The organism is Pseudoalteromonas sp. SR45-4 (assembly GCF_014163535.1).
Taxonomy (GTDB): Bacteria; Pseudomonadota; Gammaproteobacteria; order Enterobacterales; family Alteromonadaceae; genus Pseudoalteromonas; species Pseudoalteromonas nigrifaciens.
Window position 1 is genome coordinate 12,696 of the sequence record NZ_JACJDO010000027.1, and the last position, 17,372, is coordinate 30,067.

15 protein-coding genes are annotated in these 17,372 nt (G+C 39.9%); 13 read left to right on the forward strand and 2 right to left on the reverse strand.

All coding sequences use genetic code 11. The features are described from left to right. Positions 1 to 53 precede the first annotated feature (53 nt). Positions 54 to 683, forward strand: a complete 630-nt coding sequence (locus H5058_RS12005) for a methylthioribulose 1-phosphate dehydratase (RefSeq protein ID WP_182678393.1) — start codon at positions 54 to 56, stop codon at positions 681 to 683. 129 nt (positions 684 to 812) lie between these two features. Here the strand turns inward: H5058_RS12005 and H5058_RS12010 are convergent, their stop codons facing one another. Then, positions 813 to 2,294 (reverse strand): FMN-binding glutamate synthase family protein, encoded by a 1,482-nt coding sequence (locus H5058_RS12010; protein WP_011329550.1) that lies wholly within the window; start codon positions 2,292 to 2,294, stop codon positions 813 to 815. Positions 2,295 to 2,436: 142 nt separating this feature from the next. Continuing rightward, the gene (locus H5058_RS12015; RefSeq protein ID WP_086994415.1) at positions 2,437 to 4,218 is read right to left on the reverse strand and encodes a DUF885 family protein; all 1,782 of its coding nucleotides are present in this window, start codon (positions 4,216 to 4,218) and stop codon (positions 2,437 to 2,439) included. A 354-nt stretch (positions 4,219 to 4,572) separates the two neighbouring features. Between H5058_RS12015 and H5058_RS12020 the strand changes: the two genes are divergently transcribed. From H5058_RS12020 to H5058_RS12075, 12 genes are all read left to right on the forward strand, one after another. Further along, positions 4,573 to 5,556 (forward strand): GGDEF domain-containing protein, encoded by a 984-nt coding sequence (locus H5058_RS12020; RefSeq protein ID WP_041454617.1) that lies wholly within the window; start codon positions 4,573 to 4,575, stop codon positions 5,554 to 5,556. Between the two features lie 82 nt (positions 5,557 to 5,638). Continuing rightward, positions 5,639 to 6,394 (forward strand): bifunctional demethylmenaquinone methyltransferase/2-methoxy-6-polyprenyl-1,4-benzoquinol methylase UbiE, encoded by a 756-nt coding sequence (gene ubiE, locus H5058_RS12025; protein WP_182678430.1) that lies wholly within the window; start codon positions 5,639 to 5,641, stop codon positions 6,392 to 6,394. 11 nt (positions 6,395 to 6,405) lie between these two features. Then, entirely contained in the window at positions 6,406 to 7,083 is a 678-nt protein-coding gene (locus tag H5058_RS12030; RefSeq protein WP_011329554.1) for an SCP2 domain-containing protein, read from the forward strand. Positions 7,084 to 7,092: 9 nt separating this feature from the next. Next, complete coding sequence (gene ubiB, locus H5058_RS12035) at positions 7,093 to 8,694, forward strand: ubiquinone biosynthesis regulatory protein kinase UbiB (protein WP_011329555.1); 1,602 nt, start codon at positions 7,093 to 7,095, stop codon at positions 8,692 to 8,694. Positions 8,695 to 8,774: 80 nt separating this feature from the next. Next, the gene (gene tatA, locus H5058_RS12040) at positions 8,775 to 9,023 is read left to right on the forward strand and encodes a Sec-independent protein translocase subunit TatA (RefSeq protein ID WP_008467382.1); all 249 of its coding nucleotides are present in this window, start codon (positions 8,775 to 8,777) and stop codon (positions 9,021 to 9,023) included. A 5-nt stretch (positions 9,024 to 9,028) separates the two neighbouring features. Further along, a complete protein-coding gene (gene tatB / locus H5058_RS12045; RefSeq protein WP_008467380.1) occupies positions 9,029 to 9,361 on the forward strand; it encodes a Sec-independent protein translocase protein TatB in 333 nt (110 codons plus the stop codon). A gap of 48 nt (positions 9,362 to 9,409) precedes the next feature. Then, positions 9,410 to 10,150 (forward strand): twin-arginine translocase subunit TatC, encoded by a 741-nt coding sequence (gene tatC, locus H5058_RS12050; RefSeq protein ID WP_011329556.1) that lies wholly within the window; start codon positions 9,410 to 9,412, stop codon positions 10,148 to 10,150. A 1-nt stretch (position 10,151) separates the two neighbouring features. Further along, positions 10,152 to 10,649: a hypothetical protein gene (locus tag H5058_RS12055; protein WP_011329557.1), complete on the forward strand. Its 498-nt coding sequence runs from the start codon at positions 10,152 to 10,154 to the stop codon at positions 10,647 to 10,649. Beyond that, the gene (locus tag H5058_RS12060) at positions 10,649 to 11,434 is read left to right on the forward strand and encodes a TatD family hydrolase (protein WP_179807651.1); all 786 of its coding nucleotides are present in this window, start codon (positions 10,649 to 10,651) and stop codon (positions 11,432 to 11,434) included. The genes H5058_RS12055 and H5058_RS12060 overlap by 1 nt, the downstream gene beginning before the upstream one ends. Beyond that, positions 11,434 to 13,299, forward strand: coding sequence for a diguanylate cyclase (locus H5058_RS12065; RefSeq protein WP_179807652.1), 1,866 nt, complete (start codon positions 11,434 to 11,436; stop codon positions 13,297 to 13,299). The genes H5058_RS12060 and H5058_RS12065 overlap by 1 nt, the downstream gene beginning before the upstream one ends. Positions 13,300 to 13,301: 2 nt before the next feature. Next, positions 13,302 to 14,312: a porphobilinogen synthase gene (gene hemB / locus H5058_RS12070; RefSeq protein ID WP_011329560.1), complete on the forward strand. Its 1,011-nt coding sequence runs from the start codon at positions 13,302 to 13,304 to the stop codon at positions 14,310 to 14,312. 128 nt (positions 14,313 to 14,440) lie between these two features. Beyond that, positions 14,441 to 17,155: an ExeM/NucH family extracellular endonuclease gene (locus H5058_RS12075; RefSeq protein ID WP_182678395.1), complete on the forward strand. Its 2,715-nt coding sequence runs from the start codon at positions 14,441 to 14,443 to the stop codon at positions 17,153 to 17,155. The last annotated feature ends 217 nt before the right edge of the window (positions 17,156 to 17,372 follow it).

The following is a 17,372-nucleotide window of genomic DNA, read 5'->3' on the forward strand; positions in this document are numbered from 1 at the left end:
TAGAAGTTTAGCCGTCTAAATACAATTAACTGATGCTCGTTTGTGAGGAATATATGCAAAACAACAATACCGCTATTTCGCAACTTATTGAAGCTGGGAAGTGGGTTAGCCAAAAAGAGTGGATACCCGCAACCGGTGGGAATTTTTCAGCAAGAACTGAGTCGGGCTTTGTAATAACAGCTAGTGGCCAAGATAAAGGCAAGTTGACCAATGAGCACTTTTTACAGCTAGATCTACAAGGCAAGCCTCTGGCAGGAACAAAAAAACGCTCAGCCGAAACACAACTGCACTTGAGCTTGTATCAGCTAATTCCCGAAGCGCAATGTGTACTGCACACGCATTCTGTTGCGGCTACCGTGCTTTCGCAAATAACAAAAAGTCATAAACTCGATTTAACTGGCTACGAAATGCAAAAAGCTTTAAGCGGTTTTACCTCGCATTTAGAAACCCTAAGCATTCCTATTTTTAATAACGACCAAGACATAGACCATTTAAGTTTATTGGTAAGCGACCATCATTTACACACTCCTATTGAACACGGAGTGCTTATACGTGGCCATGGTTTATATGCTGTAGGGCGAAATATTGATGAAGTTCGTCGTCATTTAGAAGTGCTGGAATTTTTATTTAGCTGTGAATTAGAGCGTTTAAAAATTACCGGCATTCAAGCAAATAATAAATAAATAAAATTAAGGCCCATTGTTATATTACGTAACAATGGGCCTTAATTAATGACCTAATAAATATTGAGTACATAAAAAAGCAGCTTAGTTTAGTGCGCTTAAGCACTCATATATTTAATGCTCACTGTGTTATTTATAATTTTCGTAAATTTTATCTAATGGCTCTGAAAGACCACTTTCTTGAACTATACGCACATGTTCACGTTTTAACTCTCGCGCACTAGATACGCCGCACGAGTGCGCGATTAAGCCCGCTCCATAGTGCACATACTTATTATAGTTTGCCACACGCTGTGCTTTGTCTGCCACATTTAAGCCACGTTGCAGGCGCTTGTCGTGCGTGGTGATCCCTGTAGGGCAAGTGTCTTTATTACATTGCATTGCTTGAATACACCCTAGTGCAAACATATGGCCGCGAGCAGATACAACAAAATCAGCCCCCAGTGCTAATGCCCATGCAACTTTAGAGGGTACGATTAACTTACCTGAGGCAATAACCTTTACTCGCTCTCTGAGCCCATGTTTTTCTAACAAATTAATTACTAATGGCAAGCTTTCTCGCAGTGGTAAGCCCACTGAATCTAATAATGACTGTGGTGCGGCGCCTGTGCCACCGTCTGCACTATCAATAGTAATAAAGTCGGGCGCTGACTCAATACCGCGATGATTTATTTCAGCGAAAAGAGTTTCTAACCAAGTATACTCACCAATTACCGCTTTAAAGCCGGTTGGTTTACCGGTTGCGTTACGTACGGTTGCCAACATATCAAGAATATCTGACGGCTTTTTAATTTCAAGATGGCCATTAGGGCTAATTGAATCTTGCCCTTCGGGAATACCGCGTATTTTTGCAATTTCAGCGTTAACTTTTCGCCCAGGTAACATACCGCCTTTACCTGGTTTAGCGCCTTGGCTTAGCTTTATTTCAAACATTTTTACTTGTTCGTGAGCTGCTATTTCTTTTAATTTAGCAGTGCTTAAATTGCCATTATCGTCGCGCACACCGTATTTAGCAGTACCAATTTGAAATACAATATCTCCCCCGCCTTCTAAATGATACGGGCTTAAACCGCCTTCACCGGTATTATACCAACAGCCAGCAAGCTTAGCTCCTTTAGATAAAGCACGTACTGCAGGTTTTGACAAAGCACCAAAACTCATACCTGAAATATTAAATATTGAATTAGTGGTGTAAGGTGTTTTACAGTAAGGGCCTAAAGTCACATTACTAGGATCGAGCGCTTCTTCATCTAAAGTAGGAAATGCACAGTTCATAAACATCACTGTACCGGTTACTTCAAGGCTTTGAGTCGAGCCAAACGCAGCAGTATGATCAACATCTTTTGCAGCGCGATATACCCAACTACGTTCAGCACGATTAAACGGCATTTCTTCTCTATCAAGTGCGAAAAAGTACTGGCGGAAAAATTCTCCTTGGCGCTCAAAAAAATATCGAAACCGACCAATTACCGGATAGTTGCGCCTAATTGCATGCTTTGTTTGGGTTATATCTCTAAAATAAAAAATAATAACCGATAAAACTATAAACCCTAATACAACAATAAAAAGGCTCGCAAATACATTAATACTTAGAACTATAAAATTGTTCACTCAAAACCCCTCTGCAGTACTTTTTCGCCAATAAATGAAAATGGCTTCAATAGACAAATGCGCATATCACTTATTATAGATGATATGCGCATTTTATTAATTTATAACCCTAATATAAGCCATTACGATTGATGCGGATTAATTAAATATCCTGTTTAGCTAGTTCGTTTTTAATATACAAACGAATTTGCTGCTCAAGTACAGATAACGGTACTGAACCATGGCGTAGCACTTGATGATGGAACTCTCGCACATCAAATTTTTGGCCAAGGGCCTGCTCCGCTTCTTTACGTAAGCGCTTAATAGTTAATTCTCCAATTTTATACGATAACGCCTGCGCAGGCCATGAAATATAACGATCTGTTTCAGTTTTAACGTTGTGCAACGACAAAGCAGTGTTATCGCCCATAAAGTTCATCGCGCGTTCACGGCTCCAGCCATACATATGCATTCCCGTATCAACAACTAAACGTGCAGCGCGCCACATTTCATAGGTTAAACGTCCGAAACGGCTATATGGATCTTGATAAAACCCAGCTTCTATTCCTAAGTACTCAGAATAAAGCCCCCACCCCTCGCCAAATGCTGATAAATAAGCATCACGACGATAACTCGGCAAATTTTCTAGCTCAGCATTAAGTGATATTTGTAAATGGTGCCCTGGTACAGCTTCATGCAGCGTTAACGCCTCTAGCGCGTAAAGAGGTCGCTTATCTAGCGCATAAGTGTTTACCCAGTAATAACCAGCTTGATCGTCGCGGTTCGAACCCGAGTAACGCCCTGTAGTATATTTAGGAGCAATATTGGCGGGAACAGCCACTACGCCATAAGGTTTGCGCGGCAAGGTATGAAATAATCTAGGCAGTTGCGCATCCATTTTTTTAGCAATATAAGCAGCTTCTTTTAGTAACTGCTCTGGAGTAGTTGCGTAAAACTGCGGATCAGTACGTAAAAAGTGGATAAATTCAGCGAACGTGCCTTTAAAACCAACTTCTTTTATTACCTCTTCCATTTCGCTACGAATACGTGCCACTTCTTTTAGGCCCAACTCATGAATTTCTTTTGGGGTCATATCTGTAGTGGTGTAATGCTTGGCGCGATTAGCATAAAAAGCAGCCCCATTAGGCGTTGCCGAAATACCAATACTGTCTCGAGCACCTGCTTGATACTCTTCAGTAAAAAAGGTGAGATAATCTTTATATGCTGCTATTACTTGTTCTTTAATTATTGTTTTAGCTTGGAGTTGCAGCTCATAAAATTCGCTGCTACTTAAGCCTGCAGTATTCGTTAAAAATGGCTGATAAAATTCAGATTGTGTTACATCATCAACAATATAAACACTAATTGAATCTTCATAACCTTTAAGTACAGCTTTAGGCTGCGTTAACCCTATTGCTAAACCTTGTTTCATCCAATAAATATTTTGCTCAAAAAAGCGTGGTACCTGAGCTAATCGCGCTAAATAATTTTTATAATCTTGTAACGTTTTATATTGTGAACTTTTAACCATAAACGACAAGCTTGAATGAAACCCATATTCAGATGTAAGCGGCATATAGTGGGCATTAAATACATATTCATCCACGCTATTTTGCACTTGAGCACGCAAAATACTAAAGTTAATCCGATTTTCATCACTTAACTTATCAATGTTTACCGTATCTAAATCGGCAAGTAGCTGGGTATTTTTTTTATATTCTTGCGCTAAATACTCGGCAGTTAAGTTAGGTAGTAAGTAGCCATCTACCCCCTGAGGATTATTACTGTAGGGGCTAGCATCTTGTCTATTTTGCACAATGTTTTCGGCAACTTGAGTAAATTGCTTATCGGCATTAAGTGAGGTTGTTTGGCATGCACTTAAGGTGCATAAAAAAGTAATTCCCAGTAGCGAGTGGCGTAATGGTCGAGATAAAAGTTGATTCATTATTATATAGCTTCACAATTAAATAGATTTTGTAAACCTATCGCAGGCTAAATAAATAGCAAGATAAATACGACCAAGCACGCAAAAACTGATACGACTGATATAAGCAGGTTGGTATTTAATAACCAGTAATAAAACATGCTTTTGAATGAAACAAAAAGTAATTGATGATAAAAGCAGCCATTATGTTGCTAAAGTTACAATTTAGATAACTAACTGTCGTTTTTACTTTTAAATAACCGATATAATGATTATGGTACAAGTGCTTGGATGCGAAACGCTTCATTGGATGAGTTTATAAATTAATACGCATATGTATTTAGTTGGTATTTGCAAATGATGTTCCATGACTCTATGGCTGTAGCACAAGATAAAATGACAAAAGTGTGTGTATTTTTAGAGCGCCATGTTTTGCCACCTACACCACTTAATTATCAGGTTGTTTATACTTATATTAGCCAAGTAAACAACGACCTTAATAGCGCCATTGAGCGCGCTATTGCAAGTAACACTCTTATTGACAGTTTATTTACCGAGCAACTCTACTTTGAGCATTTAAATCAAGGCCATGCCACTGAAGTGTCGATGATAGAGAATGTTAATGGGGTAATTAACTCGCTGTCTAAAAGCGCACAACACACTGAAAAACAATTTATTAATTTTGCCGGCCATATTAGCGAGTGTATGCATTCGCTTGATGAAAATAACATTAAAAATAGCCGGATCGCACTTACAAGGCTAGATCAGCAAACAGCAACACTGTTAACGCAACACAAACAGTTTAAACAACAATTAAGTAATGCTAAACAACTCCACGAAAAAACTAAAAAGCAGCTTAACACCCTGCGTAAACAACATATTATTGATAGTCAAACTGGCTTGTATAAACGCCATTATTTAACCAAGCAAGTGCAAATATGGGCAAATCAACATAAACCGGTTTGTGCTATTGCTATTCAAATAGACAATTTAGATCACTTTATTGATAACTTTGGCGATGTAATCGCAGAAGCAATTTTAAGCAAAGTGGCTAAACAAGTACAAAAATATGTGTTTCAAAGCGGCCTAGCGGGGCGTACTGCAAAAGATCAATTTACTGTACTACTTACCGACGTAGATTGTGAAACAACCAATTTAATTGCAGAAAAAGTACGCGCTGGTGTTGCAAAGCTGCGCTTTATCAGCTCAAAAAACGCGCTGGCATTACCTGCAATTAAGCTCTCTTTGGGGATTGCACAGCAACAACAAGCTGACTTTGAGCAATTAACTAAAAGTGCTTCTAATGCGGCATTTAAAGCACGCTCTTTAGGGCAAAATAGCTTTACTGCGGAGCATTAATTAGCTGATAAATCATATTCAAATTGCACCTTCAGGGCACAATCAAGTACACTAGTCTTTATTACCACGATAGAGATTAATGATGAGCGAAACACCACAAAAGACCACGCATTTTGGCTATAAAACGGTAGCCGAAAACGATAAAGCCTCAATGGTTGCAGACGTATTTCATTCAGTTGCGGCAAAATATGACGTAATGAATGACTTAATGTCTTTTGGGGTACATCGTTTATGGAAACGTCAAACAATAGCCAGCTCTGGCGTTCGTAAAGGCCACCATGTTTTAGATTTAGCCGGTGGTACGGGCGATTTAACTGCAAAATTTAGCCAACGAGTCGGAGAAACCGGTCAGGTTATACTCGGTGATATTAACTCGTCTATGTTAAAAGTGGGCCGTGAAAAACTCCATAATTTAGGCTTAGTTGGCAATATTGACTACGTGCAAATGAACGCTGAAGCCTTACCATTCCCAGATAATAGCTTTGATCTGATCACTATTGCATTTGGTTTACGTAATGTAACCGACAAAGACAAAGCATTACGTTCAATGTACCGCATTTTAAAACCAGGCGGGCGCTTACTGGTATTAGAGTTTTCAAAGCCAGAGCATGAAATACTCAGTAAGGCATACGACTTTTATTCATTTAACTTATTACCAACTATGGGTAAGTTAGTGGCAAACGACAGCGAATCGTACAAGTATTTAGCTGAGTCGATTCGTATGCATCCAGATCAAGACACGCTTAAAAGCATGATGTCTGATGCAGGCTTTGAGCAAACCACTTATCAAAACTTAACCGGTGGTATTGTTGCGCTGCATCGCGGCTTTAAATACTAAGGTAAATAATTATGGCGCTTGAGCAAGCAACCGAAAAAAATTCTACTGAGGCTCCCTCAACTGATTTTTTTATGTTACCCAACTTAGTACTTTCGCTCGTGGAGCGAATACTTAATCAAGCACTTAAACTCGATACAAGCCTATCGGGAAAGTTGGCAGCAGTTAAGCATCAGCGCTTAGTCGTTGATGTTAGGGGCTCTCAGCTAAAGCTGCTGCTAGTGTTTAGCGACAAGCAACTTCATTTATATAGCGCAACCAGTGATACAGACGCAGATTGCATGATTAGCGCCGACCTTAACACCCTGCTTGCGCTAAAAAACCCAGCCATGCTTACCCAGCTAATTCGCCAAGACAAACTTGATTTACAAGGCGATTTAAACATAGCTCAAACCTATAGCAATGCATTTTCAACACTAGATATAGATTGGCCTGAGCAGCTTTCATCGCACCTTGGTGATGCTCCCGCACAGCAATTATATTTACACTTCAAAACGCTCCAGCAACACGGCAATAAAGCAAAAACGCAGTTAAGCCGCACCCTAACAAGCTTATGCCAAGATGAATTGGCAATTACCATTCATCCGTTAGAGCTTAAACAATTTAAACAACAAAACCGTGAGCTTAAAGGCCAAGTTGCTGCTATAGAACAACGTATTAATGCCTTACTAACCACTTTGACTACCCGCTAAGGATTTTTTGTGTCAACTGCACGACTGTATTACATCACTAAAACACTGCTTAGCTACGGATTAGATGAGTTAGTACCAAAACATAAAATCCCTTGGTTTGCGAAAATAGCCCGAGGTAGTTTATTTTGGCTGCGTAATCAGCATAAAGATAAGCCCGCAGGGCTGCGATTACGTTTAGCCCTACAACAGCTTGGCCCAGTATGGGTTAAGTTTGGCCAAATGCTTTCTACGCGTCGTGACTTACTGCCGCACGAAATTGCATTAGAGCTGGCATTTTTGCAAGATCAGGTTGAACCTTTTCCCGGCGAACTTGCACAAAAAATAATAGAAAAAGCTCTCGAAATTAATGACATAAGCGAGCGTTTTAGTGAGTTTTCACAAACACCACTGGCGTCGGCATCAATAGCACAAGTACATACCGCAACGTTAGTTGACACAAATGGTATAGAGCAAGATGTAGTTATTAAAGTAATCCGCCCCAACATTAATCAACAAATTAACGCCGACTTAGCCTTAATGGAAAAGCTCGCTAAGGTGTTAGCAAAAGTACACCACGAGTCAAAACGTCTGCGTCCTGTGGAAGTAGTAAAAGAGTACAAAAAGACCCTACTTGATGAACTTGATTTAATGCGCGAAGGTGCAAACGGCATTCAACTTAAACGTAACTTTGAAGACTCAGATTCGCTTTACATCCCTACCGTTTATAGCGATTACAGCCGCCATAATATATTAGTAATGGAGCGTATTTATGGTATTGCGGTATCAGACACTGATGCTTTATTAGCGCAAAACACCAATATGAAACTACTGGCTGAGCGTGGCGTTGAAGTGTTTTTTACCCAAGTGTTCAGAGACAGCTTTTTTCATGCTGACATGCACCCAGGTAATATTTTTGTTTCTCGTGAGCACCCCGAAAACCCTAAATATATTGGTATAGATTGCGGTATTGTAGGCACCTTAAACAAAGAAGATAAACGCTATTTAGCGGAAAACTTTATAGCCTTTTTTAATCGTGATTATCGCCAAGTTGCGCAGTTGCATGTGGACTCGGGTTGGGTACCGCCCGACACCAGTATTGAAGAGTTTGAATTTGCTATTCGCACTGTCTGCGAGCCTATATTTAATAAGCCTTTAGCTGAAATTTCGTTTGGTCATGTATTGGTTAATTTATTTAATACTGCAAGGCGCTTTAATATGCAGGTACAACCACAATTGGTATTACTGCAAAAAACCTTACTGTATGTTGAAGGTTTAGGCCGCCAGCTTTATCCACAATTAGATTTATGGAAAACCGCTAAGCCCTTTTTAGAAGACTGGGTTAAGCAACAAGTTGGTCCGTTATCGGTTATAAAGCAAATGTATGCACAATTACCCTTTTGGGCCGAAAAAATGCCAGAGCTGCCCGATCTAATTTATCAAAGCTTAAAACGCCCACCACAAATTCAAGTACAGGCTCCGAAGGGATCTCATAAACCTTTGGTTTTAGGTTTGTTTAGCAGTGCGGCTATGGTTATTGCGGCATTATTTTATTTACAGCACGATTTAATTGCTGCAAGTATCGCTATAAGTAGCGCTATTATTGGTTTTATAGCAGCATGGCGTAGCACATAAACTAAGTGCTATTTACGTTTTTAGGCGTATAATTAGTATTTAAAATATACACTTTATAATTATGAAAACGGGAGATAAACATGGGATTTGGCGGTATTAGTCTTTGGCAGTTATTGATTGTATTAGCAATTATTGTACTTTTGTTTGGCACTAAAAAATTACGCGGTATTGGTGGTGATTTAGGTGGAGCAGTTAAAGGCTTTAAAAAAGCAATGTCTGACGAAAAAAATACAGATAAAGAAAAGCCAGAGCAGATTCAAAAATCAGAAGAAAGTGCACCGCTTGATTCTGCCCATACTGAAAAAAATAAAGACAATAACAAGGTTTAATTAGCATGGGGATGTGGGAGCTAATTGTTGTTTTAATTGTTGGTTTAGTGGTGCTTGGTCCAGAGCGTTTACCTGTAGCAATTAGAACGGTAAGCCGCTGGATAAAAACTGCAAAGTCGCTTGCTAACTCAGTGAAAGCTGAAGTGAGCGAAGAGTTGCGTGTGCACGAATTACACGAAAACCTTAAAAAAGCGGAGCAACAAAACTTAACCGATTTAAGTCCTGAACTACAAAGTTCACTAACTGAACTACAACAGGCCGCTCAGTCTGTGACCCACAGTTATAAAAAAAATCAAATCGATCCCTCTAATAAGCAAAATATTGATGATACAAAGTGAAATTAATTTCTCACTTTGTGGTCAACTTACTAAATGGTATAAAAAATAATGGCTGAGGAAGTAAAATCGGGGTTTGTCGCGCATTTAATTGAATTACGCGATCGGCTGATTAAATCACTATTAAGCATTTTAGTTATTTTTATTGCAATAGTGTATTTTGCAAACGACATTTATACATTTGTTGCAGCGCCATTAATTTCACATTTGCCAAGCACTGCAACCATGATAGCAACTGATGTCACAGCGCCATTTTTTGCCCCTTTTAAACTAACGTTATTTGTCGCATTATTTGCCTCTATTCCGTGGATATTACACCAGGTTTGGGGTTTTATAGCTCCGGGATTGTATAAGCACGAAAAACGCATGTTAATGCCAATACTCGCCTCAAGCATCTTTTTGTTTTATGGTGGTATTGCCTTTTGCTACTTTGTAGTACTGCCAATTATTTTAGGCTTTTTTACCAGTGCGGGTCCTGCAATGCTCACCTTAGCACCGGATATTAGTAGCTACTTAGGGTTTGTACTAAAACTATTTTTTGCCTTTGGTGTCGCTTTCGAAATTCCAGTAGCCATTATGCTGCTGTGCTGGAGCGGCGCTACAACAACGCAAAGCTTAAAAGAAAAACGTCCCTATATTGTAGTGGGTGTTTTTGTAGTAGCGATGTTTTTAACACCGCCCGATGTATTGTCACAAACTTTATTAGCGCTACCTATGCTTATTTTGTTTGAGCTAGGCCTAATTTTAGCTAAATTTTATACCGCTAAACCACAACAAGAATCTGAGGAATAACATGAACAAAAAACTACTCTCACTATTAGTTTTGTTAAGCGCACCGACTTTTGCAGCCACAGCTATTAACGAGCAAGCACTGCAAGCATGTAGCTTTATTGAAAACGACTTTAACCGCCTGCTTTGTTACGATAATACGGTTGCCGGTAAACCGCTGAGCAAGCCTACTGTAAATAAAACACTCTCACCAACAAATACAGAAGCCACCGCACCTGTTGCTGTAGCGGTAACACAAGCAGAAGAGTTTGGTTTAGAGCATAAAAATATTGCGAAAGAAAATGACAGCTCTATTAGCTCAACTGTATCAGCCATTAAAGAAGCAGCTTATGGTGAGTTAATTATTACTCTAGAAAACGGCCAACAATGGCGCCAAATTGGATCTGACGGCATAACGCTAAAAGAAGATGACAACGTGGTTATTAGTCGTGGTGTATTTAATTCTTTTTTATTAAAAAAAGAAGGTCAAAACCGCTCTATACGCGTTAAACGTACTCAATAATGCCATACAGCTTAATTGATGCTGGGGTTAATTTAACTAACCATCAGTTTGATGAACAGCATCAAGATATTATTGCCCGCGCTAATGCTGCGGGAGTAAAGCATATGCTGATTATAGGCTGCGACGTGGCAGCCAGTGAGCAGTCGCTTGAGCTGGCTATAGAGCATCAGCAATTTTCTACAGCAGGCGTACATCCTCACGATGCTAAATCGGCTACTGATGAGCTTGAGACACAACTCACTCAACTTGCAAGCCATAAACAAGTTATAGCCATTGGGGAGTGCGGCCTTGATTATAACCGTGATTTTTCGCCTCGCGATGTACAACGAAGCGTACTTAGGCGCCAGCTTGCCCTAGCTGAACAGCTAAACTTACCTGTATATTTGCATGAACGTGATGCCAGCGAAGACATGCTCAGTATTTTAAAAGAATTTAATGTACGCGGCGTATTACATTGCTTTACAGGTAACGCTCAGGCATTAAAAAGCTACTTAGCGTTAGGGCTTTATATCGGCATTACCGGCTGGGTTTGCGATGAACGCCGTGGAAAAGAACTACAACAATTAATCCCCAGTATCCCTTTTAATAAACTGTTAATAGAAACTGATGCGCCTTTTTTGATTCCGCGCACCGTTAGCCCAAAGCCTAAATCTCGCCGTAATGAACCTGCATTATTAACTTATGTGTGCGAAACAATTGCCCAATTATACAACCTTACTCCTGAGGCAATAGCGCAGCAAACTACTCTAAACTTTTATAATGTTTTTGGTTTAAAAGCTAAGTAATGAAAGTTATTGGAGTGTTATTAAGCTTATTAACTATCCTTTTTACTGGTTTAGCCGCCGCTAATACAATAGAGATCGATGAGCAGTTTACATCTGAAAAAATTAACTCTATTTATTATTCTTTTGCGCCTACATCCATAGCAACCGCCCAGCAGAGCGATCTTAAACAGTGGCAAACGTTAACCAACAAACCACTTAATTTAGGGATTGAACAACGCCCTGTTTGGATCCAATTTACAATTAAAAATACGCTCAATACGCGTGTAACGCCAATACTCTCTATCGATAATCCGCTATTAAATGAAGTACAGGTATATCACTTACTCGATAAGCGACGATCCTCCTCAATAAATATTAATGCCCCTCCTTTACTGCCACAACAACAAATAAAAAACGAACCTTTGCTGGTAAAATTAACGCTTCCTGCTCGCAGTAATACCACTGTTATCGTTAAAGTGAGCAATAGCTCAGGATTACGCGTGCCTTTAACCTTATGGCAGGCAGATGCGCTCTTTACATATAAAAGTAAGCTTAATTTGCTTTACGGATTATTAATTGGCTTTGTTTTTTCTTTAGCGATTAGCTGTCTTATTTTATATGCTTTTTCGCGTAAGCAATACTTTGCTTACACGGGCGCTATAACATTAATGCTCAGTATCTTATTATATTTTATTTGTGGCTTTAGTTTCATCCACACACGTTCTGCGGGCACAGTACAACTTATGATCCCCATGTTGGTGATGCTGATAACTGTACTTTTCTTACCTCTACAGCAACAGGTATGTCAGCCTAAAACCGTTACATGGTTTAAAGTGCAAAAAATTATAATAGCTATATATGCACTGCTTATTGCGTTTATTTGGCTTTTTCCCACACTTGTTGTCACCTTATTTTGCCTTATTACCACTCCCATTGTTTTAGGCTACTATGTTGTAACAACCTTACTTTGTATTCGCCAAAACCCATCAGAACCCCAAAAAGCACTTTTGCTAGCTTTATGCAGCTTTTTAGCCGCAATTGTTTATTTTATTATTACTGTTTCAGGGCTTTATATATTTACAAACAGTAGAGTGGCTTTTGTGTTTATTTGCTCTCTTAGCTGCGCTTTCTCCCTTGGATATGCGGTAATGAAACTCTTTATTTTACAGCGCGATGAACAAGTAACTACTCAACAAACCTTAATAGCTAAAAGTGCTGCCCAAGATGCCTTATTACATGAGCGGATATCTTTACAAGAAAGCGTGCGTCAAGAGCTCGAAACACAAGTAGATGAGCGTACTTTTGAGTTACAAGTAACACTAAGAGAACTAGAAGAAAAAAACCGTGAGCTTGAACAGCTAAACATGGAAGATCCCTTAACTGGTATTAAAAACCGACGCTTTTTTGATAAAAAATTAGTGATGGAGTTGCGCCGCTCGCGTCGCGAACAAACACCATTAAGTGTTATTATGCTTGATATAGACAAATTTAAGGTAATAAACGATACCTATGGCCACCTAACTGGCGATCAGGTTATTCGTACTGCTGCTGATACTATTAAAAAGCAATTACAACGCCCGCTTGATGAAGTAGCACGTTACGGCGGCGAAGAATTTGTGGTGCTATTGCCCAATACCCAAAATGATGGCGCGATAGCCATTGCTGAAAAAATTCGCCACGCTATTGCTACTAATAATGTGCATGTGGCTGGCACTACTATTTCATTTACAATCAGCGCGGGAGTGTATACTAGCGTTGCTGAAGATATAAATAACCCTGAAATTTTTACCGAACGTGCCGACAAAGCACTGTATTTTGCCAAGCAGCATGGTCGTAACCAAGTAATTAATTTTCCAATCCCACAATCCCAAAGTAGGAGCGTATAAATATGGCCCAATCTGGTCTAGATCTTTTCCCATATACTCGCATGCGCAGAATGCGCCGCGATGATTTTTCACGCCGTCTTATGGCTGAAAACCAGCTTAGCGTTAATGATCTTATTTATCCGGTATTTGTACTCGAAGGTAAAAACCGTCGTGAAGCAATTGAATCAATGCCCGGTATCGAGCGCTTATCAATTGACTTACTACTTATAGAAGCCAAAGAACTGGTTGAGCTCGGTGTGCCCGCCATTGCTATTTTTCCGGTAACACCGGCCGACAAAAAGTCATTACATGCTGAAGAAGCGTATAGCGATGATGGTTTAGCACAACGTACAGTACGTGCATTAAAAGAAGCATTCCCTGAGTTAGGTGTAATTACTGATGCCGCGCTAGACCCGTTTACCACCCACGGACAAGACGGCATTATTGATGAAAGTGGCTATGTAATTAACGACATCACAACTGACATACTAGTTAAGCAAGCACTGTCGCACGCCCGAGCAGGTGCTGACGTTATTGCCCCTTCGGACATGATGGATGGCAGAATTGCCGCTATTCGCGAGGCACTTGAAGCCGATGGCTACATTCACACTCGCATTATGGCTTACTCAGCTAAATACGCCTCAAGCTATTATGGCCCATTTAGAGACGCGGTAGGCTCTGCCGGTAACTTAAAGGGTGCTGATAAAAAAACCTATCAAATGGATCCAGCTAATTCTGACGAAGCCATTCGCGAGGTCGCGCTTGATTTGCAAGAAGGCGCCGACATGGTAATGGTTAAACCTGGCATGCCATATTTGGATGTTGTACGCCGAGTTAAAGATGAGTTTGGCGTGCCAACCTTCGCTTATCAAGTAAGTGGGGAATACGCTATGCACAAAGCTGCGATTGATAACGGCTGGTTAGCTGAAGAGGCCACTATTATGGAGTCGCTACTGGCATTTAAACGTGCTGGCGCCGACGGTATTCTTACCTATTTTGCTAAGCAAGCTGCACAATACTTAGCTAAAAAGTAAGCCTTACAAGGCGGGCAACAAGCCCGCCTTACTTTGCATTTACAATCATTCACACTGAATATTATTTTTGTAATATTTATTCTCTAAACTAATATCCTATCTGGAATTATAAACGGGAATAATGACCAATGTTTAAAACAAAAATAACCCCATTAGCGCTTATTATTGCAAGCATTAGTGCATCAGCCTCTGCCGAACTGATAATTTCTGAATACGTTGAGGGAAGTGGCTTTAATAAAGCTATTGAGATTTATAACACATCATCCGCAGAGGTTTCTTTAAATGGCTACTCACTTAGCTTGTATTCAAATGGCTCTGGATCAGCCAGTGTAACTGAAGAGCTTACGGGGTTGCTTGCTGCAAACAGTACCTATGTTATTGTCACTTCAGACTCTAGAGCAAATGATGAGCTTAAATTAAAAGCTCAGCTATTTAGTGGTGCAGTTAACTTTAATGGTGACGACGCATTAGTACTAATGCAAGGCTCTAATGTTATTGACAGTTTTGGGCAGCGTGGGGTAAAAGAAATTTGGTCTGCCGGGGGCGTAACTACAAAAGATAAAACGCTACGCCGTAAGGAAAATATTCTTATTGGTCGGGCAACCCCTGACTCCACTTTTAACCCAAGTGACGAATGGCTACAATTTGATAAAAACGACTTTTCAGGGCTAGGTTTTTTTGGTAGCGGCACAACACCTGAACCAGAGCCACTTGAACCACTGATATGTGGCAACGATAAAACAACCATTAACGCCATTCAAGGTACTGGTGCTGCCAGCCCATTGGTTAATACTACAGTAGAGTTAGAAGGGGTTGTAACGGCCAACTTCCAAGGTGACAATCAGTTAAAAGGTTTTTTTATTAGCTCTTTACCTGTTGATGACGATACTAACCCACTAACCTCTGAAGGCATCTTTGTTTATTTTGCAGCAGCAAATGTGAGTGTAGGCGACCATGTGCGTGTACAAGGCAGTGTTGAAGAGTATTTCAATGCCACTCAAATTGGTAGCGTTACCCAAGTGGCCGTTTGCAATTCGGGTTTAACTGTATCAGCAACTAAAATCTCACTCCCAGTTACAAATACAACAGATTTAGAAGCATTTGAAGGCATGCTTATTACACTAGAGCAGCCATTAATAGTGACTAATAACTTTGGTTTAGGACGCTATGGTGAAATAGAGCTGGCAACCGAGCGTTTGTATCAAGGTACACAAGTTGCCCTGCCCGGTGATGCTGCCAACACACTTGAAGCGAATAACTTAACTAAAAAAATTCTTTTAGACGATGGCTCAACTTTACAAAATATTGAGCCAATTTACCCTATACCGGGTTTATCTGCCGAAAATACGCTACGCACTGGCGATACCGTTAACACTGTAACTGGGGTACTTGCATATAGCTTTGATACTTATCGCATTCAGCCTACCATAACACCGCAGTTTATCACTACCAATGCACGTAAAAATGCTCCCGAACTTCACGTAGATGCGGATCTAAGGGTAGCTAGCTTTAACGTTCTTAATTATTTTAATGGCGATGGTCAGGGAGCCGGATTCCCCACTAGTCGTGGTGCCGATAGTGAAGCTGAGTTTATTCGTCAAGAAGCTAAAATTGTTAGTGCTATTAGTGCAATACAAGCCGATGTTATTGGCTTAATGGAAATAGAAAACGATGGCTTTGGTGAGTTTAGTGCAATTGCTAGCTTAGTAAATGCGCTTAACGACTTTGACACAGCTAACCAGTATGCATTTGTTAATTTTGGCCTTGAGAAAATTGGTAGTGATGCAATTACCACAGCCTTAATCTATCGTGTAAATAGAGTAGTAGAAGTAGGTAGTGCAGCAATCACCACACAACCTCCGTTTGACTTTGGAAACCGCCCACCAATTGCACAAAGCTTTAAAGTATTAGCAACAGATGAGGTATTTACCGCTGCAGTAGCGCACCTTAAATCAAAAGGTGGTTGCAATAGCGCAACAGGAGCAAACCAAGATAAAAGTGATGGCCAAGCATGTTGGAATGAAACACGCGTTGCCGGCGCTAATGCATACGCAAGCTGGCTTAATAGCAAGCCAACCGGTATTGATGATGAGGATATTATTCTTATTGGTGATTTAAATGCCTATGCCATGGAAGATCCTATTCGTGCATTTGCCGACAATGGCTATAAAAATGCAGTTGCAGAGCTTGATGGTAATACCCTTGGCTACTCTTATAGTTTTTCTGGACGTGCGGGTAGCTTAGATTATGCCTTAGTAAGCCCATCATTATTAAGCAAAATAGTTGCAACGAATGATTGGCATATTAATGCCGATGAGCCCACTTTACTCGATTACAATGTCGAGTTTAAAAGTGATGCTCAACAATCAAGCTTATACGCAGCAGGCCCATATCGTGCATCAGATCACGATCCAATAATTGTTGATATAAAATCTGAGGTTATTTTAACACCTGAGGAGCAAACCCCAGTTATAGCAGCTAACCAGACATTTATTGTTAATGAAAATAGCCCTGTTGGTACTGTGATTGGCCAGTTAGCGTTTAGCGATCCAAATGCTAATGACTCTCCCGTTGTTAAATTTATTGTGTCGGGTAGCAATAGCGTAACTATTAACAACCAGGGTCAGATCGTGGTGACTGCTGAACTTGATTATGAACAACAAAGTCTTATTACTTTAGTTGTGCAAGCCCAGGATGGTGCTGACAATATATCATTAGAGCAAACAGTTACTATAAATGTTAATAGTGATGAGGCTCAAAATGATGACGATGACTCTGGCTCATTATTTTGGTTAACTATTTTTTTGGCACCTCTTACTTTATTTCGCAGGTTTAAAAGCTAAAAGCCAACACTATAATTGTTAAAAAGCCGCTGTTGCGGCTTTTCTCTTTTTATACAAATGTAATTCAGACAAGCTTCAGTAAACTTTGTGTACTATCCGTACTAAATCTACTCACTCTCGTATTTAGCCTGTAAACAACAAAGCATACTTGAGCCTTTTTATACGTTTATTATTAAAAGTACCAATGAAACAAATTAATAAATCGATATTAATCTTA